Origin of the sequence: Actinopolyspora sabaoui (assembly GCF_051225635.1) — a bacterium.
Lineage (GTDB): Bacteria > Actinomycetota > Actinomycetes > Mycobacteriales > Pseudonocardiaceae > Actinopolyspora.
The window spans coordinates 290,264-316,500 of sequence record NZ_JBMIHH010000002.1; the positions used below are offsets into that span (position 1 = coordinate 290,264).

Sequence of the window (26,237 nt, forward strand, 5' to 3'; positions counted from 1 at the left end):
GCGGACCCGCTGCCGCCGGGCTTCGGCGCGGTATCCCTACCAACCGCCCCCGTAACGGGTTGTCAGAGCTGGGTCATGCTACTGATCTTCCACTGGCCATCGCGTTTCACCGCGACCACGCTGAGCTGCGCCGGGTAGACACCGCCCTCCCCGCTCCCGGTGCGGGTGGCGTTCTGGTTGACGAAAAGCAGGACCTCGGCACGCCCGTCCTGCAACATCGTCACCCCGGACTCGGCGACGGTGGTGGTCAGCACCATCTTCTGTTTCGGCGCCTGCTCGCGCACCGTTTCGAACATCTTGTCGTACTGCTCGACCGAATCGCCGACCAGCACATTGCCCGCCGCCTGCTCGGTCTTGTCCATGTTGGAGTAGTCGAAGGAGAAGATCTTCTCCACGGCCTTGCCGACCTGGCCCTTCACTTCGCTGGTAGCCGACTCGTCCACCAGGGCCCGATTGGCTGCCGCGCCACCGTGCCGCAACGAGTGAGCGGAGTACTGGAACCAGCAGGCCAGCCCGGCGAAGCCCACGGTCAGCGCCAGCAGCACGGCCGTGAGCACCTTCCGGCTGCTCCGTACCGAACCGCTCCCGGTGGCTGCCCCGGCACCACTGGCGGGCTCCTTCGGATCACTGCCATCCGTGTCCGGAGCGTCCGAACCGCTGCCGTCCGAGTCGAGGGCCTCCCCCTCGTGGGCGGAGAGTGCATCGTGATGCTGTTCGGCGGCCTCGTCCTCCGGGCTCGTGGCGCCCTCCGGACTCGTGGAACCCTCCGGTGTGGCGGGAGCGTCCCGCGTGGCGGGCTCGTCCCGCGTGGCGAGCTCGTCCCGGGTGGTGAGGTCATCCGGGGCCGATCCGGGCACGGCGTCCGCTCCCCCTGCCGCCGCGGGTAACTCCGTCTCCTTTGCGGGTAACTCCGTGGTGGCCTCCGACACACTCGCCCCGGAGGAAGTCACCGGTGACACGGTCTCGGTGGGAGCCGCATCCACCGCACCGGCGGTGACGGGCTCCTCGGTCGACACCTCACCGGGTGCTTCGGCAGCGGCGTCACCGACGACATCGGACGTTCGGGTGTCGCCACTGCTCGCGGCACGGTTGCGCGCACCGGCCACGCGCGGTTTGCGCGCGGCGGAACCGCCTCGGCCTCGGCCTGCGGGACGGCGAGAGTTGCTCACGGGTGTTCTCCTTGCACGAAAACTGCGTTACCGGCCGGTCTGGTGGCGGCCGTGCCGGATCGATGCCGAGCGGTGCCGGGCGGCACCGCTCACCCCGCGCTCGGGGTCATCCGATTCAGCTTCCACTGCCCGTCGGTCCTGGTGAGTTCGGCCCTGACCCGCCAACGGCTGGTGGTCGGCTTACCACCGTCCTCGGTCTTGGTGATCTTGTAGCTGGCGATCATCCGGGCCTTGCCCTGCCGCGTGTTCAACTCGGTCAGGGCCGAGGCCAGGATCTCGGCCTCGGTGACCGACTTGGCCTTGGTCACCTGCTCGACACGCTGCTCCCGGCTGCCCTTGAGCACCTCACGCAGCGGCCCGGTGGTGCCGTCGATCGCACGCCGCATGTCCTGCTTCACCCTGCGGTGGTCGATCGAGTTGAAATTGATCACCGCCTGTCTTCCGGCGCGCAACACACGATCCCGGGTGCCCGCCAGCTCCACGTCGGAGTCGTTGGCCGCGAGCGCCCAGGAAACCCCGAACCCACCCGCCGAGAGCACGCTCGCGACGAGCAGCACCACCGCCACCGGCACCATCCGCCAGCGGCGGGGCCGCAGCAGTGCCGAGACCGCCGATTTCATAAGAGTCCCTTCCCGAACGAGTGATGAACCGGCGCGGTGTCCCGATCTGCGACCGGGACACCGCGCCCGTCCACTGTTTCGCGCTGTCGCTCCGGTGTAGTCGTCAGTTACCAGGGCTGTCGTCGTCAGTTACCAGGCGCGTTGTGAGCTCCGCGTACAGCGGTGGGGCTTCCCTCGGGAACCTCGCAACGCGCGTCGGTGTTCAGCGGCACCGCGCCCAGCTCGTTGCCCGCGCGGCGCTCGGTGCTCTCGTACACGCACGGCACCGGGTCGAAGACGTTGAGCGCCAACCCGAAGTGCGCGGACCCGTCCCCGGGGGCGACGGTGAAGCCACCGGCGCTGACCGCCGGATAGGTGACGAATAGCTGCTCCAGCCCCGCGCTGTTGTCCGAGAGTGCCCTGGCGGTGGGGATACCGTTGGCGAGCAGCCCGGAGAGGGCGGGGCCGGTGGTGCGCAGTACTCCGCTGACCTGCTGGGCGGCCTCCGGTGCGCGATCCAGCACCGCGCGGATGTCACCGTCGGACTTCTCCAGCTGCCGCGACACCAGCCGCAGGTCCTCGCTGAACGACCTGATGGCCGAGGACTGGTCGTTCTGCGTCTCCAGCACCGTGGCCGAGTCGGAGAGCAGCTTCTTGGTCTGGGGCAGGTGGCGTTGGGCCTCGGCGGTGAACTCGTCTGTGGTGTCCAGGATGCGTTGCAGGTTCCCGCCGTTGCCCTCGAAAGCGGTTCCCAGTTCGTCGACCACGGTGCGCAGCGACTCCTCGGGCACCGACTCGACGAAGGAGTCCAGATTGGCGAGCAGGTCCTCGACCGGCAGCGGGGTTTCGGTGTTCCGTTCGCGGATCACCGAGCCGTCGTGCAGGTAGGGGCCGTCGGAGTTCTTCGGCCGCAGGTCCACGTACTGCTCACCGACCACCGAGCGGTTCGCCACGATGGCCCGCACGTCGGTGGGGATCCGCGGCGCGGCGGACTCGATGTCCAGGGGAACCCGCACTCCATCCGGGGTGAGTTCGAGTTCGCCCACTCGCCCCACCTGCACGCCCCGATAGGTGACCTCGGCGTTGGGGAAGATGCCGCCGGAGTCGGCCAGCTGGACGGTCACCACGTAACCCCGCGGTCCGAACAGCCGATCCAGTCCCGCGTATCTGGCTCCGGCGTAGCTGACCCCGACCAGCGCCACGACGAGGAAGGCCGCGATCTGCACACGTACCTTGCGGGTGAGCATCAGTCACCTCCGAACAGGAAGTCGAGGAAGCCGCCGCCGTCCTCTCCCGAGGAGTCGTCCCGCTCGGTGGAGGGTTCCGTCGGTTCGGGCGAGTCGGCCGTGCTCGGCTGCCCGCCCTGCCCGTTGCCCTGCTCGGCGGAGCCCGCGGACTGGCCGGAGGAACCGGAGGACCGCCCCGGGGAGCCGGAGGACAGCGGCAGCGGCATGTCGGGCAGTTGGGAACCGCTCGACTCACCGGGCAGGTCGAGCAACGGCTGTCTGCTGCGTCCGAGGTTCTCGGTGATGCGCGAGAGGTTGAGGTCGACGTCCATGTACAGGTTGGTGTAGTCACCCTTGATTCCCTGCACGGCCGCGTCGGTGAAGGGGTAGGTGAACAGGATCTGCAGCGATTTCGGCAGGTCCGAACCGGCGGCGGCGAGATTGCGCAACACCGGTTGCAGCTTGCGCAGGTTGTGCAGGATGTCCTGCCTGGTTTTGTCGATCACATCGGTGGCGACTCCGGAGAGCTTGTCCAGCGACTCCAGCATGGTCACCAGTTGCTGCCGCTGCCGGTTCAGCACCTTCAGGCCGGGTTCGAGATCCCGCAGGGCTGATTCGATGTTGCCGCGCTGTTCGCGGAGCGTGGCGCTGAGCCGGTTGACGCTGTCCAACGCGGCGGTGATGTCGTCCTTGCTCTCGTCCAGCTCGCCGACAAGTTGATCCATGTTGGACAGCAGGTCGCGGACCTGGGCCTCACGACCGTCCAGGGCCTTGTTGAGCTCCTCGGCGATGTTCTGGATCTGGGCGATGCCGCCACCGTTGAGCAGCATGGCGAGCGCGCCGAGCACTTCCTCCACCTCGGGGCCGCGCCCGGTCCGGCCGTTGGGGATCACGTCCCCCTCACCGAGTTCGCCCTTCGGTTGCTCGGAGTCCGGCGGCGGGTACAGCTCCACGTACTTCTCGCCCAGCAGGCTGGACTGTTCGATCTTGGCGAGCGCGTTGCCCGGCAGGTCGACCTTGTCGTGGACCGTCATGGTCACCTCGGCTCGCCAGGAGTCCGCGACGAGTTCGACGTCCGAGACCCTGCCGACCGGCACGTCGTTGACCCGGACACCGGCGTTGGGCACCAGGTCGGTGACGTCGTCGAACCGCGCCTTGACGGTGTAGGGATCGTCACCCACGTCGGCCCCGCCGGGCAGCGGCAGGCTGTGCACCCCGTTGAAGTCGCCGAGTCCGCAGCCGCTGGTGACCAGCAGGGTGGTCAGCAGCGCCAGCGAGACGCGACGCAGCGGCCGGAACCGCGTGGTGGCGGTTCGAACCGCGGCGGTTCGAGTGGTGCTGGGGTCGGACGGTGTGTGCGGCGTGGCCATCACTGTCCTTTCGGTCCGGACCCTTGCGAGCCCTGGAAGAGCTCGTCGCTGCTGCGCCGCAGCGGCAACGGCAGGTCTGGCTTGCTGCCCTGCTGCAGCTTGGCGATGGTCTCCGTCGGGTCGAGCAGCTCACCGCCGTTGCCCAGGAAGGAACTCACCGACTCGCAGCCGTCACGCAGTCCCGACGGCACGTTCGCCAGCGAGCCCTGCTGGCTCTCCGGCCTGATCTGCTTGAACAGCTTGCACAGCAGCACCAGCGGGGGCTGTCGCAGCTCGTTGAGGTTGGCCCTGGTGTCCAGCGTCCCGGAAGCTGCGTTGTAGGAGTTCTGCAGGTTGCCCAGCGCCAGTGGCGCGTCGGTCAGCGTCTCGCGCAGCGCCTTGTTCTGGTCCGCCAGCACCTTGGCCACCGAGTTGAGCTGCTCGACGTTGCTGCGCAGCTTCCCGCGGTGCTCCCGGACGAACTTCTCGATCCTGTCCAGTGCCAGGGCCAGTTCGGACAGTGCCGTGTCGAGGTCGTCGCGCTGCGACGCGAGCAGCTGGTTGATGTCGCTCATCTGGCTGTTGAACCTGCGCACCTGCTCGTCGTTCTCAGCGAGGTTGGAGGTGATCCGCTGCAGCTGGTCCACGGTGGAGAACAGGTCCTCGCTGCTGCCGGACAGCGTGCTGCCCGCTTCACCGAGGTCGCGCAGCGTGCGGGAGATCAGCTCACCGTTGCCCCGCAGGGTTTTCGCGCTGGTGCGCAGCAGCCTGCTCAGTTCACCGTTGGAGTTGGCGCCCTCCGGGCCGAGCGCGGTGGAGAGTTCGTCGAGACTCCGGTAGACCTCGTCGATCTCCACCGGAGTCACGGTGCGCTCGTTGGGGATGGTCGCCCCGGCTGCCAGCTTCGGACCACCGTCGTACACCGGGGTCAGCTGCACGAACCTGCCGCTCACCACGCTGGGCGAGATCACGGCGGCTCCCGCGTCGGCGGGGATCTCCAACGAGCGGCGCACGCTCAGCTCCACCCGGACCCGGTTCGGTTGCGGTGTCACGGTGTCGATGCTTCCCACCTGGACACCGAGCACACGCACCTCACCGCCCTCGTAGAGGCCGACCGCGTTGTCGAAGTAGGCGACGACGCGGCGCTGGTCCACCCCGTAGAACACCCACCACACGGTCGCGGTGACCAACAGCGCGAGCACGCTTCCCAGTGCCAACGACCTGGTCAGGGGAGGTTTGCCGAGTCGGTTCATGGCAGACAGCCCTCCTGGTTGATCGGGCCGACCGCGGGTGGCAACAACCCGCAGAGGTAGACGTCGAACCAGCGGCCGTTGCCGAGCACGTTGGAGAACAGCCGGGTGAACGGCGCCATGCGCTCGATGCTCTTGCCGAGGTTCTCCTGGTTGCGTTGCAGCAGCTTGGTCACCTCGTCCAGCTGCCGCAGCGCCGGTCCCAGCTGCGCCGAGTTGTCCTCGACCAGCCCGGTGAGCTGGCGGGACAGTTTCGTCACCCCGTCGAGCAGTGACTTGATCGCGTCCCTGCGCTGCCGCAGTTCCGCGAGCAGCCGGTTGCCGTCTCGCAGCAGCTTCTCGATCTCGGTGTTGCGCTCGGCGACGGTGGTGGCCACCTTGTTCGTCTTGTCCAGCAGCTCCTTGAGCTGACGGTCCCGTTCGGAGATCGTGTTGGACAACCGGGACAGCCCCTGCAGCGTGCCGCGCATCTCCTCCGAGGTGCCGGAGAGGGTGTTCGACAGGGTGCGGAAGCTCTTGGCCAGCTGCGCGGTGTCGACCTTGTCGACGGTTTCGGACAACTGGCTGAAGGTCTCGATGACGTCGTAGGGCGACATGGTGCGCCGCAGCGGGATCGGTTCGGAAGTGGACTGGCGGTTCTCGCCCTTGGTGTCGAGGGCGAGGTACTTCTTGCCGAGCAGGGTGCCGACCTTGATGGCGGCCACGGTTCCGTCGCCCACCCACGCGTCCTGCACGTCGAAGGTGACCTTGACGTGGGCGTTGTCCAGTTCGACCCCGGTGACCGAGCCGACCTTCACCCCTGCCACGCGCACGGTGTCGCCCTCGGCGAGACCGCCCGCCTCGCTGAAGTTGGCGGTGTAGGTGGTGCCGGAGACGAACGGCAGGCTCTTGTAGTTCATCGCCAGCAGGAATCCCAGTGCCAGCACCAGCAGTCCGGCGATGCCGATCTTGACCGGGTCGCGTTTCCGGAAGGACTTCATGGGCGACACCTCGGCTGGGTAACCGGCATCAACGGCAGCGGGATGTCGGTCTCGCCCACACCGACCGTGCCGGAGACCTCGCAGACGTAGAAGTTGAACCAGGAGCCGTAGCTCGCGGTCCTGCTGATGGTGTTGAGCTTGTCGGGCATCTTGCGCAGGAAATCGCGCACGTCCGTCTTGTTCTCGTTGAGGTTGGCCGAGAGTTCCCGGAGCCCGGCGATGTCCTGCTGCAACGGGGGTCTGGCCTGTTCGACCAGCCCGGCGGTGGTGTTGGTCAGTTCGTCCATGGCCGTGATGGCGCTGCCCACGGAGCCGCGGTCGGCGGCCAGACCGGAGACGAACTCCTGCAATTGGGAAACCAACCCGGAAAGCTGGTCACGACGGTCGTTGACCGTGGTCAGCACCTTGTTGAGGTTGTCGATGACCTGGCCGATGACCTTGTCCTTCTCGGCGATGGTCTTGGTCAACGAGGCGGTGTGGGTGAGCAGGCTCTGCACGGTGCCCGCCTCGCCCTGCAGCACCTGGATGATCTCGAAGGAGAGCTTGTTGACCTGCTTCGGTGACAGCGCCTGGAACAGCGGCTGGAAACCGCCGAGCAGCGCGTTGAGGTCCAGCGGTGGCTGGGTGCGTTCCAACGGGATGGTCGAGCCCGCGGACAGGTAGTCGTCCACCTCGCCGGCTCCCTGCCGCAGCGACACGTAGCGCTCCCCGATCAGGTTGCGCCACTTCACCGCGGCACGGGTCGACTTCGGCAGCCGCTGTTCGGCGACGGTGAAGTCCACCTTGGCCGTGCCGTGGTCGACCAACCCGATGCTTTCCACCTGGCCGACCTTCACCCCGGAGATGCGCACGTCGTCGCCCGCTTTCAGCCCGGTGACGTCGGTGAACAGCGCGGTGTAGGACTTCGAGTCGCGCAGCCCCTGATTGGCGATGGTCAGGATCAGCACTCCGGTGGCGAGCACGGTGACCAGCACGAAAATCGTGAATTTGACCAGCGGGCCGGTGATGGAACGTCCGCTCATTCGTAGCTCACCTCGCTTCCGCGCAGCAGCGGACCCACGAGCAGCGAACTCCACCCGGGAACCCGCTCGGGGGACACGTTCATCGTCGGGGCGAGCACGGTGGAGACGAACTCGCGTTCGGCCGAGGAGTTCACCAGCTCGCTGCCGGTGGTGACCGACTGCGGCGAGGTGCTCGCCGCCGAGTCGGTGCCCTGACCGCCCGAGGAGCCACTCGCCGAGGAATCACTCGTCGTGGCATCGGCGCTCTCACCGCTGGTGGGCAGGTAGTCCTCGATACCCGAGGGCGGGTTGAGGCCGCCGTTGGAGCTCCGGGCCGGCGGTGGTTTGTGGGAGCCGTCCTTGACGGGGCCGTCCGGCGGGTACTGCGGGAAGGGGGTGGGCGCGTTCTCGAAGTTGTAGCAGCGGGGACCGCGCTTGTCCCGGAATTCCGGCTCGTCCCTGCCGGGGACGTACTTGCCCCGATCGGAGGTGATCTCCAGCGTGATGTGCAGCCCCGGCTCGTCGGTTCCCTTGCCGAATGCCCGGTCGATGCGGGGGATGAACTCGGCCAGGTCGTCGAGGAAGCATCGGTACTCCGGCGCGTACTTGGCCAGCACGTCCATGGTGGGCCGCGCCGAGGAGTTGAGCCGGATCAGGTTGTCGCGGTTCTCCGCCAAAAAGCCCCGCAGGTCGTCGGAGGTCCTGGTGGTCTGCCGCGTCAGCACGCGCAGCTGCTCCCGCTGCTCCACCAACGTCCTCGATGTGGTGGTCAGGTTGTCCAGCGCGTTGAGCACGTCCGGTGCCGCCTGTTCGTAGGTTCGGGCGAAACCGACGACCTCGCGGAGGTTGCGCTTGAGATCGGGCACCGACGGGTTGAGCCCCTCCAGGTAGGTGTTCAGCCGGGTGAGGGTACGGCCGATGTCCTCACCTCTGCCTTCCAACGCGGTACTCAGCGCGTTGAGGGTGGCCGACAGCTCGGAGGGCCGCACCGCGCGCAGCACCTCCAGCGTGTCGGAGAGCACGTTCTGCAGCTCGACCGAGGTCTCGGTGCGGTCCTGGGTGATCACGTCCCCTTCGGACAGCCGCGTGTCCGCGGGCCGGTCGGGGATCCGCAACGAGACGTAGCGAGAGCCGAACAGCGACTTCGGCAGCAGCCGGGCGGTGACGTTGGACGGGATGCTGTCGACCTTGTCCGGCTCCAGGGCCAGCCGCAGCGTCGCACCGTCACCCGCCGCACGCACCTCGCGCACCTTGCCGACCAGCATGCCGCGCACCTTCACATCGGAGCGGGGACGCAGCTGGTTGCCCGCGGACGCGGCGCGCAGCTGCACCTCGACCACGGGTTTGAAGGCCTTCTGGTAGATCGCCACGGTCAGGCTGACGAACAGCACCATGCTCATCAGCAGCGCCAGGCCCATCAGGCGCCGCTTGACCGGTCCGGGTCCGCGCCTGCTCATCCGGCGATCCGAACCGTGGTCGTCGAGCCCCAGATGGCGAGGCTGAGCAGCAGGTCGAGCACCGCCGTGGACACGATCGCGGTGCGCACGGCGCGGCCGACGGCGATCCCCACCCCGGCGGGGCCGCCGCTGGCGCGGTAACCGAAGTAGCAGTGCGTCATGATCACCACCACGCTGAATACGAGCACTTTGCCGAAGGACCACAGCACGTCCTGCGGCGGCAGGAAAAGGTTGAAGTACTTGTCGTAGGTACCGGGCGGTTGGCCGTAGACGAAGATCGTGACCGCGCGGGACGCGAGATAGGAAGTCAGCAGCCCCAGCACGTAGAGCGGGATCACCGCCACGAAACCGGCGGTCACCCGCGTGCTGACCAGGTAGGGCAGGCTGGGGATGCCCATGACCTCCAGCGCGTCGATCTCGTCGGAGATGCGCATGGCACCGAGCTGGGCGGTGAAACCGGAGCCGACGGTGGCCGACAGCGCCAGCCCCGCGACCAGCGGCGCGATCTCACGGGTGTTGAAGTAGGCCGAGACGAAGCCGGAGAACGCGGCGGTGCCGAGCTGGTTCAGCGCGGCGTAGCCCTGCAGCCCGACCACGACACCGGTGAACATGGTCAGGCCGATCATCACGCCGACCGTGCCGCCGATCACCGCGAGCGCACCGCTGCCGAAGCTGACCTCGGCCAGCAGCCGCAGGACTTCCCTGGAGTAGCGAACGATCGCCTTGGGCAGCCACACCAGCACCCGCAGGTAGAACGACATCTGGTCGCCCAGCCCGTCCAGGGTCCGGAGTGGACGCCGCGCCACTTCGCGCGCGCGTCGGGAGATAGTGGTCATTCCCTCACAACCTCTGTGCCGGGAAGATCTGCAGGTAGAGCAGCGTGATGATGAAGTTCACCGCGAACAGCAGCAGGAACGTCACGACCACCGACTGGTTGACGGCCTCGCCGACCCCCTTCGGTCCCGGTGGCGGGTTGAGACCGCGGTAGGCGGCGACCACGCCCGCGATGAACCCGAAGATCAGTGCCTTGAACTCGCCCACCCAGATGTCGGACAGCCGCGCCAGCGAGCCGAAGCTCGCCATGTAGGCGCCGGGCGTGCCGCCCTGCATGATCACGTTGAAGAAGTAGCCCCCGAGCACGCCGACCACGCTGACCATGCCGTTGAGCAGCACGGCCACCAGCATCGCCGAGAGCACCCTCGGCACCACCAGCCGCTGCACCGGCGAGACGCCGAGCACCTCCATCGCGTCGATCTCATCGCGGATCTTGCGGGAACCGAGGTCGGCGCAGATCGCCGAGCCTCCCGCGCCCGAGATGAGCAGCGCGGTGACGATGGGGCTGGCCTGCTGGATGATGGCCAGCACGCTCGCGGCGCCGGTGAAGGCCTGCGCGCCGAGCTGCTGGGTCAGCGATCCGAGCTGCAGCGCGATCACGGCGCCGAACGGGATCGCCACCATCGCGGTGGGCATGATCGTGACACCGGCGATGAACCAGCACTGCTGGATGAACTCGCGCAGCTGGAACGGGCGTTTGGGCAGCAGGCGGAGCACGTCGAGACCGAGCGCGAACAGCCTGCCGGTCTCGCGCAGTGCCCCGGTGCCCGGAATGTTGGTTCGGGTCGGAGCGCTCACCGCTCACCCCGCTTACGCCAGAACCGGCGGCGCTTGCGGCCACCGGAGGCGGCGGGTTCGCCGGAACCGACCGGTTGCGGCTGCTGCGTGGCTTGCTGTTCGGGTACCGGCTGTTCGGGACCTGGCTGTTCCGGAGCCCGGCGCGGGTGCGGGGTGGGACGCGGCTTCGGGGACCCGGAAACCGGCTGGGTCGTGTCGGCGTCGAACGGTTCCTCCTGCCCGGGAGCGTCCCGCCGCGGCGCGTCCTGTCCGGGGCCCGTCCCCTCTGGGGTGTCCGGTGCGAGCTCACCGCCCCGGTTCGCCGCGTGTTGTTCCGGTGGCAGTTGCGCCACCCGCTCGGCGGGGAGTTCCTCGGCGAATCCCGGTTCTCCGGCGATCCGCGTGGTGTCACCGCTGTCGGCGTTCCACCGCTCGGCGCCGAGGTCGATCGGCCCGGTGGGGGCGGCGTCCCCGACCAGGCCGTAGCGGGCGCGCTCGGAGTCGGACAGGCTGTTGACCACGGCTTGGCGAGCTCCCGGTTCGAGCGAGTCGAGATCCGCCATGACCCGGTCCTGCCTGCGGCGTACCGCGACCCGCTCGGGAACTCCCGGCGAGATGCCCAGCTGCGGAATGATCTCGGGAACGCCCTGGTCGTCGCCGAGTTCGGCGAGTTCCGCCGCGGTCTGCCCGGAGTCCTTCTCCTCACTCATCCCGATTGGACCAGCCCTGCGGCCGTTGAGGAACTGCTCCACCGCGGGTTCGGTGGAGGTCAGCAGCAGCTCCCTCGGCCCGAACATGGCGAGGTGACGCCGGTAGAGCATCCCGATGTTGTCCGGGACCGTGCGGGCGGTGTTGATGTCGTGGGTGACGATCAGGAACGTCGCGTCGGTCTGCGCGTTGAGATCGACGATCAGCTGGTTGAGGTAGGCCGTGCGCACCGGGTCGAGCCCGGAGTCCGGCTCGTCGAACAGGACGATCTCCGGTTCGAGCACCAGGGCGCGGGCCAGTCCGGCACGTTTCTTCATACCGCCGGAGATCTCGCCCGGCAGTTTTTCCTCGGAGCCGACGAGCCCGACCATCTCCATCTTCTCGCCCACGATGTCGCGGACCTCGGTCTCGCCCTTCCTCGTGTGCTCCCGCAGCGGGAAGGCGATGTTGTCGTAGAGGTTCATCGAGCCGAACAGCGCGCCGTCCTGGAACAGCACGCCGAAGAGTTTGCGCACCTCGTAGAGCTGGCTCTCCGAGCAGTCGCAGACGTCCACTCCGTTGATGACGACCTTGCCGTGCTCCGGGTTGAGCAGACCGACCAGGGCCTTCAGAAACACCGACTTGCCGGTCCCGGAAGGACCGAGCAGCACGCTGATCTCACCGGTGGGCAGCGTCAGCGTGACGTCGGACCAGATGTTCTGCGACCCGAAGGACTTGGAAAGTCCCTCGACGGCCACTTCGACACCCATCCGCACCTCCACGTCGCTCATCGACACCCACGCCTGCACGCGGCCCGGGTCGCTGGTCAGGCGGAAAACCTGACAGTTGTGACACGCTTAACGAGCGTTGAACGCGTCACAGCGGTCAACGAGCCCGGCGCGGCTGGGTTACTCCGGAGTCGCGAACGGATTTCAGTCGTCGGGATGCGGTAGGGGTATTCATCGAGGGACGAAAACGCACCGTGGCCGGTGCCCCACGGTGGAGCACCGGCCACGGTTACGCACACTCGGCCCGCGGAGTCACAGAAACAGCACAATCGGCGTCGGAATGCATTCGTGAATGCTCGAACCGCCCTACTCGCGGAACCCGTCACTCCAGCTCTTCGATTCAGGAACAAGCTTTCAGCGCGGAGATACCGGACGCTGTGGATATCACCTCGGCCACTGCTGTTTCCGAACCACTTCCGAAGGACCCAGGAACAGTCGACATCGTTCCGGCGAGCTCCATCACTTCCCCGGAAACGAGCATACCCGAGCCGAAGCACTCTCCGCGGTCGAATTCCTCACCCGACGGTTTTTCCGTAACCTCCACTCCGGTAAGAATCCGCTGCAGACACCCCGCCATTTCCGGACTACCAGAGGGGTGAATCGCCACGCATTCGTCGGTCTCGGACGAAGCCAACTCGATCTCTCGCTCGGTAACCTCCGGCCGGTTCTTCCGTTTCTCCGTGTACTTCGCTCGTTCTTGTTCCCTCTTGTCCACTCGGGCCTGCTCAGCCGCTGCCGCGGCAGCGGCGGCGTCCTCATCCGCTTGCAGCGCGGCCTCACGTGCCTCGTCCGCGGCGGAATAGACTTCCGAGGCGTAATCGTGAGCGTCGGATACGGAACGCTGTGCACTGACGGCATAATTCGCAGCCTCTTCGGAGGACTGTTTCGCCGAATCGGCCGCTTCCCTGACCGCACTCGCCGAAGCAATCGCCCGCTGTGCGGCCGCCTGCGCTTCGTCGGCCGATGCCTGCGCCTGGCCGGAGTACTCGGTCGCCTGGCTCGCGGAATCGGCCGCCTGCTGCGCGTACTCGTCCGCCTCCGCGGTCGCGCCACGTGCTTCGGCTGCCGCCTGGGCCACCTCATAGGCCTGCCGCCGCGCGTCCGCGGTCGCCTGCAGGCCTCGCTCGACGAGCCTGTTCATCTCCGCGTTGTGGACAGCAGCCCTGTGATCACGCTGCTCGGCGACGTACTGCCCGTACCCCACGAACGAACTGGTCCAGGCAGCCGTTCCCCGCAGAGCCGCTTCGGCGGCAGCCCGCACGTGCGGACCACCACCATCCTTGAGCTGGGCCGTTCTGACACGATGATCGGTGGCACGAGCACTGTACTGTCCCTCGACGAGGAACTGGTGAACATCGGCCTCGGTACCGTTCAGCGCCGCCTGGGCCGCTTCCTCGACGGTTGGCCCGATAGCGCCGGACAGGATCTGGACCGCGCGAACCCGCTCGTCGGTAGCACGGTTCGGGTAATCCTGATTGGCCAGGAATTCATTGATCTCGGCAGCCGCCCCCTGCAATGCCTGCTCGGCTGCCTGCCGCAGGTCGAGGGAGTCGCCCACCTCCGAGATGCGAGCGACCCGAGAGCGGTTGTCCGAGTTCATCGCCGCCTCGCGTCCCGACTCGACCCACTGCCGCACATCGGCCTCGGTGCCGGACAACGCGTGTTGCGCTGCCTGCTTGCTCCAAGGACCTCCGGTCCGCATGATGTTGACCGCTGCCTGCCTGCCCTTGCTCAGCACCGTCTCGGGTGAGGCATCGGGCGCGCTCGCAGCAGCGAGGAGCTGCTGGGTCTTCGAGTCGATACGCTCCTCTTCGAGAGCGTCCCACTGTGTTTCTTGCGGTTTCTCCTGCCGCGCCTGCTCCGCTTCCTCGGCCCGCCCGATGGTGCGCTGCTTCTGCTGCGCGAGTCGCTCGGCATCGGCCTCACGCGCCAGTTTCACGACCTCGCGCGCCTGTTCGGCCGCCGCTGTGGAGGCGTTCGCGGCTTCGATCGCTGCGTTGGCGTGCCGGGTGGCCTCGGCCACCGCATCGTCGGCCTCGCCTGCTTGCTCCGCCGCGTCGGCGGCGCTGGTGGCCCGCTGCGTAGCGGAGTCCGCAACGACCGCCGCATCGTCCGCGGCGTCTCCCGAACGGTTGGCGAGAGAGGTCGCGGCCTCGGCGGCCTGTCGCGCACGCTGCGCCCGAGCCCGTGCCACCGCACCCGCCTGTTCCGCGGTCACGGCCGCATCCTCGGACACCCCGGCCTGTTGCGCCGCCTCTTCGGCCGCCACACCGGCCGCTGCCGCCTCGTCGGAAGCACTGGCCGCCGCCTGAGCCGCACTGGTCGCCTGGTCGGCGACGTTGCCCGCACCGCGAGCAGCCTCGGCGGCCCGTTCGGCTCCCGCCGCCGCGTCCCGTGCCGTCGCGGCGGCATCGCGAGCAGCCTGTTCTCCACTCGCATCACGCGCGGCAACCGAGGCCGCAGAATACGCACGTGAAGCCGCCCTTCCCGCCAGACTCGCCGCGGATGCCGAACGCGAAGTGGCATCGGCCACCGTCGCGGCAGCACGATCCGCCGCTGCCGCCGCCGAAATCGCGGTTCCCGCGGCCCGGGCCGCTTCGTCCGCCAACCTGGCCGCTTCCCGTGCGGCAGCGCTGGCTCTCGCGGTGTTTCCCTGAGCCGCCTCGGTTTCCTCCTTCGCCCGCTGGGCACCCTGCTTGGCTTTCTCCGCCGCTTGCGCGGCCTTTTCGCCCGCCTGCTTCGCGGCGTCAGCTCGGTCACGGGCTTTCTCGCCCGCCTTCTCGGCGCGCTCCACCAACTCGGTGACCGTCGCCTTCTCCGCGTCGCGTGCTCGCGCCGCCTCCCGCTCGTACTCGAGGAAGTTCCGCAGCGCGACGTCGGTGTCGGCCTCCAACGCGCGCTCGGCTGCTTCCTTCACATGCGGTCCGCCCGCGGCTAGGGCCTGTACGACACGCACTCGCAGGTCGGTGTGGTGAGGCTCCTTCCAACCGGTGGAAAGGAACTCCTCCAGCGCGGTATTGGTATCGGTGTCCAGCGCTGTTTCGGCCGCGCTGGACACGCTGGGACCACCGGCTGCCTTGGTCCGCACCACCCACAACCGCAGATCGGTGTGGTAGGGCTGCTTCCAACCGGTATCCAGGAATTCCCGCAACGCCGCGTCGGTGTCGGCTTCGAGTGCCTGGTTGGCGGCCTGCTTCGTGGCGGGACCGCCCTTGTTCATGATTCGCACCGTGCGAAGCCGCAGATCCTGGTGCGCGGCGGTTTCCTGCCCACCGTTGAGGAAATCCAGCATCGCGTCGTCGCCGTTCGCCAGCGCCTCGGCGGCGGCATCACGCGTGGCCGGCCCACCGTCCTGCCACAGCTGCACAACTTGCGCGCGCTCACTCGGCGAGACGGTGCTCGCTTCCGCCGACGCGAGCGGTGCACTGCCCATTATGGCGGTAACCGTGGTGACCGCGATACCGACTGACAATCCCGCACGGTATCGGGTGCCGCGCTTGGCGACACGTCTGTTCCTGTCGTGTCCTGACACGTGGGTTCTCCCTGATCATCGCGAAACACGCGACAGTAAACATTCGCACGTCAAGATCACGCGGGCAACACTTCGGAACGAAAAATGATTTTATCACGATTCAATAAAATCACTGACAGGCACACGCAATCCGATGTGGTGTTTCGCATAAAAATTTGACACCTCCCGATCTGCTGTCGAGCCCGACCATCGATACCCTGAAAGAACTAACGAATTACGCCACAAGCAGTGTTGCCCGTGGTTAATTTGCTTGCGGACAAACCCGTTCGACGGATACCACCGAATACCGGACGCACTGAACAAGGAGAGACGAGAAACAATGCTCGAAGAGAACGCCTTCGAGGCACGGTTTCGTGCGGCGCAGCTCGAAGCGGGGAGCTGGAGAACCAGCAGTACCGATAATTGCCTGAAAATGTGGCGGGACCACGTCGAAACGTGCGAGGAGGGCTACGACTGGAACACCGACGAGTACGATTTCGACCTGCAGGCCAGGGACTCGCTCGAACTCGCGCTGAACGACCCGGTACTCAACGAGCACGAGGAGATCGAAGCTCTCCGCGCACGGGTGCACGAGATCGACGCCGGACTCCGCTCGATTCTGCACGACCAACCGGTGAAGGATCCGGCGAAACACCCGTGGTGGGAGTGTTACGTGCCGAGGTACGGCACCCGCGAGTTCGCGAAGGATGTCTACCGTCGATACGGCATCGGTATCAGCACTGTGGACTGACGAAGCACGAACCGAGCGACAGCGTGCCCGGGGAACAGCCCAGCGCGACTCACCCAGGAAAGGGGATCACGATTCGGGTCGCACCTCACAGCTCGGGCAGCGGGTCCTGCGGGACCTGGTCGGGCGAGCCGAGCTCGGCGTCGGCGGCGTTGACCACCGGCACGTACTCGTCGTCCACTTCGTAGTGCACCCCGTTGAACATGAACCAGGCCGCCGCGTTGGTGTCCACCGGCCCGAGTCGGACACCGCGCGGGCTCTTGGAGAGCACGCCCTTCGGCTTGTTCCGGTTGAAGATGCCGGTCGACAGCACGGTGATCGACTGCTGACTGACCACCACGACCACACCGGGCGAGATGCTGCCCAGGATCTCGGCGGGGAAGACGTAGCGGATCCGTTCACCGGTCTCCAGAAACCGCTGAATACGCTCCCGGAACTTCGACGAGATCGGCATACTCGGCATATTAACCGGGCTCGTTACCCAGTGTCGACGAGCGACATGCCATGCGTGACCGGTTCCGGCGGCGATCGTCGGCATCGACCGCCGACCACTGCCGCGCGCCCTCCCCGAAACAGCGGCGCGGGCCCGGTCCGGCTCCGCGCTCCGGAGCGACTCGCCCCGACCCGGCCTTCAGTGCCGTCCCTTGGCACGATGATCGTCTCGCGCGGCCCGAGGCAGCGCCGATTCGACGATGGCGCGCAGCCGAGGGCTGTGCGCGCCGGGCCAGTAGATCCTGCCGCATGCCACACAGCGGGCGAACTCGTCATAGCACCTGCGGGTGCCGGGCTCCAGCCTGGCCGCGATCTCGGCCTTCGGCACTTCAACCAGCCGCCCGTTGCAGGAGACGCAGCGGGTCCAGGGCCGCGGCGTCGGCTCGAACCGCGCGAGCACCTCGTTCTGCTGCCGGGCAGGATCGGAGGCGTAGACGTAAGCGCCTTCCGGCAGCGCGCGGCGCCGGAGCAGACCACGATCCCTGGTCAGCAGCACCCTTCGCTGCCGCGTGGCCCGGTCCAGCAGCTCGTCGTCGGTGGCGTCGTTGCGATAGGCGGTGTCGATCCCCAGCAGCCGCATCCGGCGCGCCAACTTGCCGAGGTGCACATCCAGCACGAAGCGATCTCTGATTCGCTCCGGGTAACGCACGGGTGCGACGTCCACGATGCCGCCGTCGGACGGTCGGTCCCCCGCTTCCGCGGGCACGCCGTCCAACCACAGCCCGCCGACCTCGGTCAGCGGCACCCCAGTGGACTGCACCAGATGCCCCAGCGCGGCGGTGCCGTCGTGCGGCACCCGAACCGGTGCTCCTCGGTTACGTGGACCCACGAAGAGCAGCAGTTCCCGCGCGGGTCGGACGAGTACCGCGTGTCCACCCGTTCGACCGCTCCAGGGCTCCGCTGGCGCCATCCAGGTCACGGCTTCCCGTTTCGATCCGCTCCCGAACACGAGTCGGGGGCGGGCTCACACGCTACGGAGCCCGCCCCCGCGACCGCACTGCCATTCACACAGTGGGCCCACACCGCGCTCAACGACTCATCGCGGCCTCGTGGCTGCCCGTTCTCGGCTCAGGGGGCATCGGAGCACGCCGTGAAGCGGCGCCCGGGTCACGCTCGGCGGATTCGAACACCGGCCTGCTGCCGTAGGTGAAGCGGCCCGCCAGGCCCAGTGCTTCCAGCGGGCGGTCCACCGCCCGGACACCGGTGACCAGGGACAGGCGTTTCCCGGTGATATGCGCTCGCAGATCCAGCTGCGCCAGTACCTTGATCGCCTCGACACCGAGGAAGGTCACACCGGTCAGGTCCAGCACCACCACCGATGCCGAGGACTCCAACCGCTGCTGGACCAGTTCCGCGAACCGGGGAACCGTCACCATGTCCAGCTCGCCGGACACGTTGACGACCATCACACCGCGCCGCGGTCGCTCCGTAGTCATCCGGAACGCCACGTTCTCGTAGCTCTCCTCGACGGCACGTACGTAGTCCGCGACGGAGGAGGTTCCCCGAACCGATGATTCAGTCATATGATCCACCTTTTGGTCTCCAAAGGTGGCGCAGAGCCGACGTCTCGCTCTTGATCCGAAAATTGCGCCACGACGTATCGCATTCGGCGAATACGACCGTCAGAGTCCCTTTCGCATGACCCGACGTCACCGCCGACTGTAGCCAGCCCCCGTATGGGACGCCAAGAGAAACAGCTCACAGCACAATGGGACAAAACCGGCGTGCACACACAGCGTCATACCTGGTCAGAGTGTTGATCATCGTTCGGGCCGACCACGGGAAGCTCGCCCCACGAACCGAACACCGAACGTGCTCGGGCGGTATTAATCTCTCAGGAATTCTTCAGACGGGACTCAGCGAAATACTTGGATTCTTATTACTTTCCGGCCAAAAATAAATCACCCGATCGGGGACTAAAGCCCCTGGTGAGAACACACCGTGCATGCTCGCGCCGGATTCCCGACAAGAGTTCGTGTTCGATCAGCGCACGCGCCTGACGGCCCCCGAGCCACCGCCGGGGGCGGGCCGGGTGAAGGAGGCCAAGACGAAAACGGGGCGGCCGCCCGCAGGCGACCGCCCCGTGAAGCACCGGCTGGATCACTTGAGGGTGATCTTGGCGCCGACCTCCTCGAGCTTGCCCTTGACCTCGTTGGCACGCTCCTTGTCGACCTTCTCGACGACCGGCTTCGGCGCGTTCTCGACCATCTCCTTGGCCTCCTTGAGGCCAAGGCCGGAGACGATCTCGCGGACCGCCTTGATGACCTTGATCTTCTCGTCACCGGCGTCGTCGAGCATGACGTCGAACTCGTCCTGCTCTTCCTCCTCCTCGGCAGCGGCGGCACCCGCGGCCGGGGCGGCGACGGCGGCCGGGGCGGCGGCCGTGACGTCGAAGGTGTCCTCGAACTGCTTGACGAACTCGGAGAGCTCCAGCAGGGTCATTTCCTTGAAGACGTCCAGCAGCTCTTCGTTGCTCATCTTGGCCATGATGATGTTCCTTTCGGATCAGCAGCGCCTGCGCGCGGCGCACGGATGGTGTTCGTGGGAGAACCGGGCCGACCGCCGAGAACGGCGGTAACGGCTCATTCCTCCTTCTTGCCCTTCAGAGCCTCTGTCATGCGCGCGACCTGCGAAGCGGGCGCGGCGAACAGGGCCGCCGTCTCGTTGAGCTTCGCCTTCATCGCACCGGCCAGCTTGCTCAGCGTGACCTCGCGCGAATCCAGATCGGCGATGCGCTCGACCTCACCGGCCGAGATCGGGCGGCCGTCCATGTAGCCGCCCTTGATCTCCAGGGCCTTGTGGTCCTTGGCGAAGTCGCGCAGCGTCTTCGCCGCGTCCACCGGCTCACCCCTGATGAAGGTGAGCGCGGTCGGACCCTGGATGAGATCGTCGATGCCCTCGACGCCCGCCTCCTGGGTGGCGCGCCGGACCAGCGTGTTCTTCGCGACGCGGTAGGTCGCGTCCTCACCGAGGTTACGGCGCAGCTCCTTGAGCTGGGCCGTGGTCAGTCCGCGGTACTCGGTCACGACGGTCGCGGTCGCGTTGCTGAAGTTCTCCGAGAGCTCATTGACCGCGTCAACCTTTTCGGGCCTCGCCATGTCGCCTCCTCTCTAGTGCCTCGCGACTGTGTGCCGGTCGCCAAGTGCCCTGAGACGACAAAAACGCCCCGGCGCATTCGGCACGGGGCGTGGAAGATCATCCACCGCGCGACAGTGATCTCGCGCTGCTGGGCCTCGTCCTCCTGCGCGGGTCGCCCGTCTCTACGGGACCTTCGTTCTCCACCGGGGGTCCGGGAGGTGCCGGAAACCACACCGAGGGAAAAGACCAGCGGTCTCTGGTGGAACCTGCTCCAGCGTACGCCACGGATTCCTCGGCGGACCAACCACCCCCGCCGCACCCCGGCGGAGCGGGAAGACTTGCGCCCCCGGGCATCATGATTGTCGTGGTCGATCACCGTGAGCCCTCCGAACACTCCCAGCAGTACCCGCCGGAACGAACCGGTGGGGCGAACGTCGAGGAGCCGATCGACGCCGAGGTGGTCGACGAGCACCAGTCCGACCGCGCTCCGGCGCGAGCTGATGAGGCTTCCGGGGCGACCGAGGCTTTCGGGACGAGCGGGGCGAACGACACGGCCGGAGCGGCCGGTAACGCGGGTACCGCCGGAACCACCCGGCCCGGTGAGGAGGACGCCCACCGCGAGTACCAGCAGTTCCTGGAGTTCCAGCGATTCCGGGAGATGCGGCGGCAGTACGGCGACACACCGCCGGGCTCGGAGCCCGTGGCCACGGGTGGCGGCAAGCGCCCCTGGTACCGCCGCGCACTTCGGCTGCTGCGGTTCAAGTTCGTGCGGCGGCTGCTGTACCTGTTGGTGCTGCTGCTGGTGCTGATGTATCTGTACAACAGCATGTTCGGCGGTGGCAGCGGGCAGGGATCGAACGGCGCCGCGCCGGGGGGTGAGGAGAGCAGATCGGCGATGCTGCAGCGCTCCCCGACCGCCGCGGTCCGAGCGGTTTACGACGAGCTCGCCAACCGTCCCGACACCGTCTGCCTGCTGTTCGACGAGGACGCGAGGAGCAGCTTCGCGGACGTGCACGACGCCGCGAACTGCGAGGCCGTAGCGCAGCGGCTCAACGAACGGGTGAGCGAGCGGATCGAATACAAGAACCCGGACATCGACCGGAACGCGGTGCGGGAGTTCGAGTCGGAATCGGGTGGGAGCTGGGCTCGGATCTCCTCCTGCGACCTCGGTGTGAGTGGCGGACCCCGGCTCGGCGTGTTCCGGCTGCGGCAGGAGTCCTCCGGCGGCTGGCGGATCGACGGTTACCAGGCCGCCAACTGCGGGGAGTGAGCACATCCGGGACGCTGCGAGGGGCGACGCGGTCGGCCTGCTCGTGGGCGACACCGGGATCTCCTTAGGATAACGACACGTCGCGACTTTCCTGGCGACGTGAGGTTTCCCCGTCAGCAGCCCAGCGTTCCCATCAACAGCGTTCCCATCAACAGCGTTCCCATCAACAGCGTTCCCATCCACAGCGTTCCCCCATCAGCAGCGCAGCCGCCGCAGGAGTCCCCGACCGATGAACCGAACCGAGCAAGGTGACGAGCCCGAACCCGCGAATCACGATTCCGGGGAAGCCACGGAGCGGGGCGGGCACGTTTCCGACCACGAAGGGCGCACACCGGTCGGACGCTTACGCGGTTGGTTCGCACGACGTGATCCCGCCTGGTTGGTCGGGGGACTGTCACTGCTGCTGTCGGCGCTGTTCGTGATCGTCAACCTGTCCTACAACGAGTGGCACTTCATCCCGCCGCTGGACGACTCCTACATCCACCTGCAGTACGCGAAGCAGTTCGCCGAAGGCCACTTCCTGCGCTACAACACCGGCGACCCGGTGAGCACGGGGGCGAGCAGCCTGCTGTACATGCTGGTTCTCGGCGGGCTGTACACGCTCGGATTCCAGGGTGGAGCGCTGCTACCGGCCGCGATGGGCCTCGGCGCGCTGTGCATGGCGCTGACGGCGGTGTGCGTGTACCGGATCGGCAGCACGCTGGTCGACCGACGGGTCGGCGGCTGGGCGGGTCTGCTCGTGGCGACCAACGGGGTGCTGCTGTGGGGCTCGGTCAGCGGGATGGAGATCGGTCTCGTGGCGCTGCTGGTCTCGGGATCGGTGCTCTCCTACACCGTCGAGGCCCCGCGAAACCGGTTCGTGTGGACACCGATCATCGCCTCGCTCGCGGCGCTGAGCCGTCCGGAGGCGTTCCTGTTCGTGCTGGTGCTCAGCGTGGCGATGGCGTGGACGACGGTGCGCGGGGCGCGTGCTTCCGGCGTCTCCCGCGTGGGACTGCTCGCCCGCCTCGCTCCGCTGCTGTTACCGCTGGTGGCCTATCTCGGCCAGGTACTGCTCTACGTGATCACCACCGGACACACTTCGGCGAACGGGATGCGGGCGAAATCGCTGCTGTACGAGCCGATCTTCTACCCGATGGGTTTCCTGGACGAGGTGCTGAAGCAGTTCCACCTGCTGCTGCGCGTGTTCAACGGGCTCAACACCTTCGACTTCGTGTTCCCCGGTGCGCTGCTGCTGGCCGTGGCGGGCACGATCGCTCTGCTGGTGCGGAAAACGCGATGGACACCGCTGGCATGGGCGCTGGCGGTCGGTTACCTGCTCGTGCTGCTGGCGATCTCGACGCTGCACGCCGCCACTATTCACCACCTGCGTTACCACCAGCCCTTCCTGCCGATACTGCTGCTGCTGGCCGTGATCGGGATCCACGGAGTGAGCCGACTGCTGCGTCACCGGCGCAGCCGACGGATCGTGCTGCACACCGGCCTGGTCATCGCGTTGCTGTTCACCGTGGCGGAAATGCCGTCCTGGGCCATCCGGCTGGGACAGCAGTCGGCGGGCATCCGCGACCAGCAGGTCTCGTTCACCGATTTCCTGGAGCGGGAGCTGCCACCCGGCGCCGTGCTCGCGGTCAACGACGTGGGGGCGCCCGCCTATCTCGGCAGTCACCGGATCGTCGACCTGGTCGGACTGACCTCGAACCGGTTCACTCGCGCCAACAACCACGGGGCGGGAAGCATCTACGAGGTGCTGCGCGACATGCCCGCCGAGCGGCGTCCCGACTACTTCGCGGTGTTCACCGAATGGAAGGTGCACGACCTCGACCACGGTGACGTGTTCGCGGAGGAACCGCTGGCCACGTTCCACTCCAAGTCGCCGACCTTCTCGTATCGAACGGCGGGGTCGGCGGGAGCGTGCCAGGCCGCGAAGCTCTGTGACGAGGTGGCCATCCACAAGGCCGACTGGGGTTCGCTGGGTTCCGGGGACCGGCCGGTGGAGAGCGACGCGCCGGGGCGGATCCGCGACCACCTCAACGTGGCCGATCTACGGAGCGAACAGCGGCACGACTACCGGGTGCTGCCCGCACACCGGGAGTTCCAGCCCTACACCGACCTGCGCACGGTGAACTCCCCGCGCGGCGAGGTGGTCGACAGCGGCAGGCACGTGATCGGCGGGGAGGCACTCACCGCCCGGAACCTGACTCCCGGGGAACCGGTCACGGTCACCACCCGCTACACCGCCAACGAAGAATCACCCGACCCGATGAAGATGTCCGTCCGTGCGAACGACAGGAAGTTGCGCGACCGGACCCTGCGCTCGGGTGGCGACGGTTGGCGCGAGGCCACTTTCACCGTTCCGGGGGAGTTGGTGACCGACTCGACGCTGCGGATCGAGTTCCGTCCCCACGCCGGTTACCTCGGTCCCTATCCGGACTACACGTCCTACGGCTACTGGTTCAGCCAGTGACACCACGAGCCCGCTAATTCGGGCCCGGTGGACTCGGGGCCGGTCGGAGCAGAACCGTTCAGCAGGGCCGTTCGGAGCGGGGCCGTTCGGAGCGGGGCCGTTCGGAGCGGGGCCGGCCCGATTCCGGTCCGAACGGCGCACGAGTGGAACCCGGGCACGAGTAAAACCCGGCTCTCCGGAAGAACGAACCGCCCCATCCGAAAAAAGAACCGGGCCACCCCTCGGCGAGGGATGGCCCGGTCGCGGAGCACACGCGGGAGTTCCCGCGGCCCGAAGAGCCGCGGGAACGGGCGGTCATGCCGCCGCTGTCTCGAGCATGTTGCGGGTCCGGTTCGCGTCCACCGCGATACCCGGGCCCATCGTGGTGGTGAAGCTGACCTTCTTGAGGTAGCGGCCCTTGGAGGTGGCGGGCTTGGAACGCAGCACCTCGTCCAGCGCGGTGGCGTAGTTCTCCAACAGCGCCTCCGTGGAGAACGAGGCCTTGCCGATGACGAAGTGCAGGTTGGCCTGCTTGTCAACGCGGAAGCTGATCTTGCCGCCCTTGATGTCCTGCACGGCCTTGGCGATGTTCGGCGTCACCGTGCCGGTCTTCGGGTTGGGCATCAGGCCACGCGGGCCCAGCACGCGGGCGATCTTGCCGACCTTGGCCATCTGGTCCGGGGTGGCCACGGCCGCGTCGAAATCGAGCCAGCCGCCCTGGATACGCTCGATCAGGTCGTCGGAGCCGACAGCGTCGGCACCGGCGGACTCGGCCTCAGCGGCCTTGTCGCCGGAGGTGAAGACGACGACGCGGGCCGTCTTGCCGGTACCGTGCGGCAGGTTCACGGTCCCGCGGACCATCTGGTCCGCCTTGCGCGGATCGACGCCGAGCCGCAGGGCCACCTCGACGGTGGGGTCCATCTTGGTCTTGGCGGTCTTCTTCGCCAGCTCGACAGCTTCCTTCGGGGAGTAGATCCGGTTGCGGTCAACCAGTTCGGCTGCCTGCTGGTATGCCTTGCTGCGCTTTGCCATGTCTGTTCCTGTTCAACGGATCAGTTGTGGTCGGGGCCGCGCTGCGAGCCCTCCCACACTTTCGGTGGATCAAGGGGTACGACCTCGGCGGGGCCGGGCCGCACGGACCGCTGTCAGTCCTGGACGCGAAGGCCCATGGAGCGGGCGGTACCGGCGATGATCTTCTCGGCCTCGTCCATCGAGTTGGAGTTGAGGTCGACCCACTTGGTCTGGGCGATCTCGCGGACCTGCTCGCGGGTGACCGAACCCACCTTGGTCTTGTGCGGCTCGCCACTGCCCTTCTGCACGTTGGCTGCCTTCATCAGCAGCTTCGCGGCGGGCGGAGTCTTGAGCTGGAAGGTGAACGACCGGTCCTCGTACACGGAGATCTCGACCGGCACCACATCACCGCGCTGGTTCTCCGTCGCGGCGTTGTAGGCCTTGCAGAACTCCATGATGTTGACGCCGTGCTGACCCAGCGCCGGGCCGACCGGCGGCGCGGGGTTGGCCTGACCGGCCGAGATCTGCAGCTTGACGATCGCTGCGAGTCGCTTCTTCTTGGGCGGCATTTCGTTCTTCCTGTCCTCGTTACTGTGGTCCGTGCCGGGCGCGCGACGCACACCGACACGCGCACGGGCGGTCGGGAACACCGAACCGCCCGCCGAAGAGCCGCGGCGCGCCCCTGCCAGCCACCGCGGCAACCACACTCCCGGAAAAGCCGGGAGCGGGTCAGATCTTGGATACCTGGTCGAAGGACAACTCGACCGGCGTCTCGCGGCCGAAGATCGACACCAGTACCTTCAGTTTCTGGGCCTCGCCGTTGACCTCGCTGATGGTGGCGGGCAGCGTCGCGAACGGCCCGTCCATGACGGTAACCGACTCGCCCTCCTCGAAGTCCACCTCGACCGCGGCGCTCTTGCCCTGTTCCGGCTTGGCCGCGGCCTTCTTGGCGGCGGTCTCCTTCGCCTCGCGCTCGGCCTGCGGCGCGAGGAACTTGAGGACTTCCTCGGTACTCAACGGCGAAGGCTGCGAGGTGGCCCCGACGAAGCCGGTGACACCCGGCGTGTTGCGGACGGCCGACCACGAGGCGTCGTTGAGCTCCATCCGGACGAGAACGTAGCTGGGAAGCACCTTGCGCTGTACGAACTTGCGCTGGTTGTTCTTGATCTCGGTGACCTCTTCGGTGGGCACCTCGACCTGGAAGATGTAGTCTTCGACATCCAGCGTCTGCGCGCGGTGTTCGAGATTGTTCTTGACCTTGTTCTCGTAACCGGCGTAGGAGTGCACCACGTACCAGTCGCCCGGCGCGCGCTTGAGCATGGCGCGCAGCTCCTCGACCGGGTCCGCTTCGGCTTCCTCGTCGTCACTGGCCTCGGAAGCCGATGCACTGTCCCCGGAGTCGGCGGTGGCCGCGGCGTCGCCCGCATCGGCGTCTCCGCCGGAGTCCACCTCGGGACGCTCCTCGGCCGGGTCCGACGACCCCGTCGCGGAGTCCTCCGCCGTCACGGCGTCCTGCTCATCGGACAGGCCGGTCAACTCCTGGCCGTCGTAGGAGGTCACAGTGGGT

General features: G+C 67.3%; 22 protein-coding genes and 1 pseudogene. 3 read left to right on the forward strand and 20 right to left on the reverse strand.

Features of this window, described 5'->3' with window-relative positions; genetic code table 11:
• Window positions 1-62: 62 nt before the first annotated feature.
• The 12 genes and pseudogenes from ACOQFL_RS03820 to ACOQFL_RS03875 all read right to left on the reverse strand — a co-directional run bounded on the left by ACOQFL_RS03820 (window position 63) and on the right by ACOQFL_RS03875 (window position 15,589).
• On the reverse strand, window positions 63-1,169 hold the full coding sequence (locus ACOQFL_RS03820; RefSeq protein ID WP_435542677.1) for a hypothetical protein: 1,107 nt from the start codon (window positions 1,167-1,169) through the stop codon (window positions 63-65).
• 89 nt (window positions 1,170-1,258) lie between these two features.
• Window positions 1,259-1,789, reverse strand: a complete 531-nt coding sequence (locus tag ACOQFL_RS03825) for an Rv1363c family protein (protein WP_435542678.1) — start codon at window positions 1,787-1,789, stop codon at window positions 1,259-1,261.
• 125 nt (window positions 1,790-1,914) lie between these two features.
• A complete protein-coding gene (locus ACOQFL_RS03830; RefSeq protein WP_435542679.1) occupies window positions 1,915-3,015 on the reverse strand; it encodes an MlaD family protein in 1,101 nt (366 codons plus the stop codon).
• Window positions 3,015-4,364 (reverse strand): MCE family protein, encoded by a 1,350-nt coding sequence (locus ACOQFL_RS03835; RefSeq protein WP_435542680.1) that lies wholly within the window; start codon window positions 4,362-4,364, stop codon window positions 3,015-3,017. The genes ACOQFL_RS03830 and ACOQFL_RS03835 overlap by 1 nt, the downstream gene beginning before the upstream one ends.
• Window positions 4,364-5,596, reverse strand: a complete 1,233-nt coding sequence (locus ACOQFL_RS03840; RefSeq protein WP_435542681.1) for an MCE family protein — start codon at window positions 5,594-5,596, stop codon at window positions 4,364-4,366. Before ACOQFL_RS03840 ends, ACOQFL_RS03835 begins: the two co-directional genes overlap by 1 nt.
• A complete protein-coding gene (locus ACOQFL_RS03845) occupies window positions 5,593-6,573 on the reverse strand; it encodes an MCE family protein (RefSeq protein ID WP_435542682.1) in 981 nt (326 codons plus the stop codon). The genes ACOQFL_RS03840 and ACOQFL_RS03845 overlap by 4 nt, the downstream gene beginning before the upstream one ends.
• Window positions 6,570-7,595: an MCE family protein gene (locus tag ACOQFL_RS03850; RefSeq protein WP_435542683.1), complete on the reverse strand. Its 1,026-nt coding sequence runs from the start codon at window positions 7,593-7,595 to the stop codon at window positions 6,570-6,572. Before ACOQFL_RS03850 ends, ACOQFL_RS03845 begins: the two co-directional genes overlap by 4 nt.
• Window positions 7,592-9,031 carry an MCE family protein gene (locus ACOQFL_RS03855; protein ID WP_435542684.1) on the reverse strand — a complete coding sequence of 480 codons (1,440 nt, stop codon included), beginning with the start codon at window positions 9,029-9,031 and terminating at the stop codon, window positions 7,592-7,594. The genes ACOQFL_RS03850 and ACOQFL_RS03855 overlap by 4 nt, the downstream gene beginning before the upstream one ends.
• On the reverse strand, window positions 9,028-9,867 hold the full coding sequence (locus tag ACOQFL_RS03860; protein ID WP_435542685.1) for an MlaE family ABC transporter permease: 840 nt from the start codon (window positions 9,865-9,867) through the stop codon (window positions 9,028-9,030). Before ACOQFL_RS03860 ends, ACOQFL_RS03855 begins: the two co-directional genes overlap by 4 nt.
• A gap of 4 nt (window positions 9,868-9,871) precedes the next feature.
• Window positions 9,872-10,663, reverse strand: coding sequence for an MlaE family ABC transporter permease (locus ACOQFL_RS03865; protein WP_435542686.1), 792 nt, complete (start codon window positions 10,661-10,663; stop codon window positions 9,872-9,874).
• Between the two features lie 284 nt (window positions 10,664-10,947).
• Window positions 10,948-12,099 (reverse strand): annotated as a pseudogene (locus tag ACOQFL_RS03870) (ABC transporter ATP-binding protein); the annotation flags it as partial.
• A gap of 358 nt (window positions 12,100-12,457) precedes the next feature.
• Window positions 12,458-15,589 carry an ALF repeat-containing protein gene (locus ACOQFL_RS03875; protein ID WP_435542687.1) on the reverse strand — a complete coding sequence of 1,044 codons (3,132 nt, stop codon included), beginning with the start codon at window positions 15,587-15,589 and terminating at the stop codon, window positions 12,458-12,460.
• 379 nt (window positions 15,590-15,968) lie between these two features.
• Here ACOQFL_RS03875 and ACOQFL_RS03880 point away from each other — a divergent pair, with 379 nt between their 5' ends.
• Window positions 15,969-16,379 (forward strand): hypothetical protein, encoded by a 411-nt coding sequence (locus tag ACOQFL_RS03880; RefSeq protein ID WP_435542688.1) that lies wholly within the window; start codon window positions 15,969-15,971, stop codon window positions 16,377-16,379.
• An 85-nt stretch (window positions 16,380-16,464) separates the two neighbouring features.
• Here the strand turns inward: ACOQFL_RS03880 and ACOQFL_RS03885 are convergent, their stop codons facing one another.
• From ACOQFL_RS03885 to rplJ, 5 genes are all read right to left on the reverse strand, one after another.
• Window positions 16,465-16,830, reverse strand: coding sequence for a hypothetical protein (locus ACOQFL_RS03885; protein WP_435542689.1), 366 nt, complete (start codon window positions 16,828-16,830; stop codon window positions 16,465-16,467).
• Between the two features lie 177 nt (window positions 16,831-17,007).
• A complete protein-coding gene (locus ACOQFL_RS03890; protein WP_435542690.1) occupies window positions 17,008-17,778 on the reverse strand; it encodes a Mut7-C RNAse domain-containing protein in 771 nt (256 codons plus the stop codon).
• A gap of 118 nt (window positions 17,779-17,896) precedes the next feature.
• Complete coding sequence (locus ACOQFL_RS03895; protein WP_435542691.1) at window positions 17,897-18,391, reverse strand: STAS domain-containing protein; 495 nt, start codon at window positions 18,389-18,391, stop codon at window positions 17,897-17,899.
• Window positions 18,392-18,968: 577 nt separating this feature from the next.
• Entirely contained in the window at window positions 18,969-19,355 is a 387-nt protein-coding gene (gene rplL, locus ACOQFL_RS03900; protein ID WP_435542692.1) for a 50S ribosomal protein L7/L12, read from the reverse strand.
• A gap of 95 nt (window positions 19,356-19,450) precedes the next feature.
• A complete protein-coding gene (gene rplJ / locus ACOQFL_RS03905; RefSeq protein WP_435542693.1) occupies window positions 19,451-19,966 on the reverse strand; it encodes a 50S ribosomal protein L10 in 516 nt (171 codons plus the stop codon).
• A gap of 335 nt (window positions 19,967-20,301) precedes the next feature.
• Here rplJ and ACOQFL_RS03910 point away from each other — a divergent pair, with 335 nt between their 5' ends.
• Complete coding sequence (locus ACOQFL_RS03910; RefSeq protein WP_435542694.1) at window positions 20,302-21,216, forward strand: hypothetical protein; 915 nt, start codon at window positions 20,302-20,304, stop codon at window positions 21,214-21,216.
• 229 nt (window positions 21,217-21,445) lie between these two features.
• Complete coding sequence (locus ACOQFL_RS03915) at window positions 21,446-23,680, forward strand: DUF8728 domain-containing protein (protein ID WP_435542695.1); 2,235 nt, start codon at window positions 21,446-21,448, stop codon at window positions 23,678-23,680.
• A 294-nt stretch (window positions 23,681-23,974) separates the two neighbouring features.
• Here ACOQFL_RS03915 and rplA read toward each other — a convergent pair whose 3' ends face one another.
• The 3 genes from rplA to nusG all read right to left on the reverse strand — a co-directional run bounded on the left by rplA (window position 23,975) and on the right by nusG (window position 26,230).
• Window positions 23,975-24,691 (reverse strand): 50S ribosomal protein L1, encoded by a 717-nt coding sequence (rplA, locus tag ACOQFL_RS03920; RefSeq protein ID WP_092925908.1) that lies wholly within the window; start codon window positions 24,689-24,691, stop codon window positions 23,975-23,977.
• A gap of 113 nt (window positions 24,692-24,804) precedes the next feature.
• The gene (gene rplK / locus ACOQFL_RS03925; RefSeq protein WP_092626298.1) at window positions 24,805-25,239 is read right to left on the reverse strand and encodes a 50S ribosomal protein L11; all 435 of its coding nucleotides are present in this window, start codon (window positions 25,237-25,239) and stop codon (window positions 24,805-24,807) included.
• Between the two features lie 160 nt (window positions 25,240-25,399).
• Window positions 25,400-26,230, reverse strand: coding sequence for a transcription termination/antitermination protein NusG (nusG, locus tag ACOQFL_RS03930; RefSeq protein ID WP_435542921.1), 831 nt, complete (start codon window positions 26,228-26,230; stop codon window positions 25,400-25,402).
• Window positions 26,231-26,237: the final 7 nt, after the last annotated feature.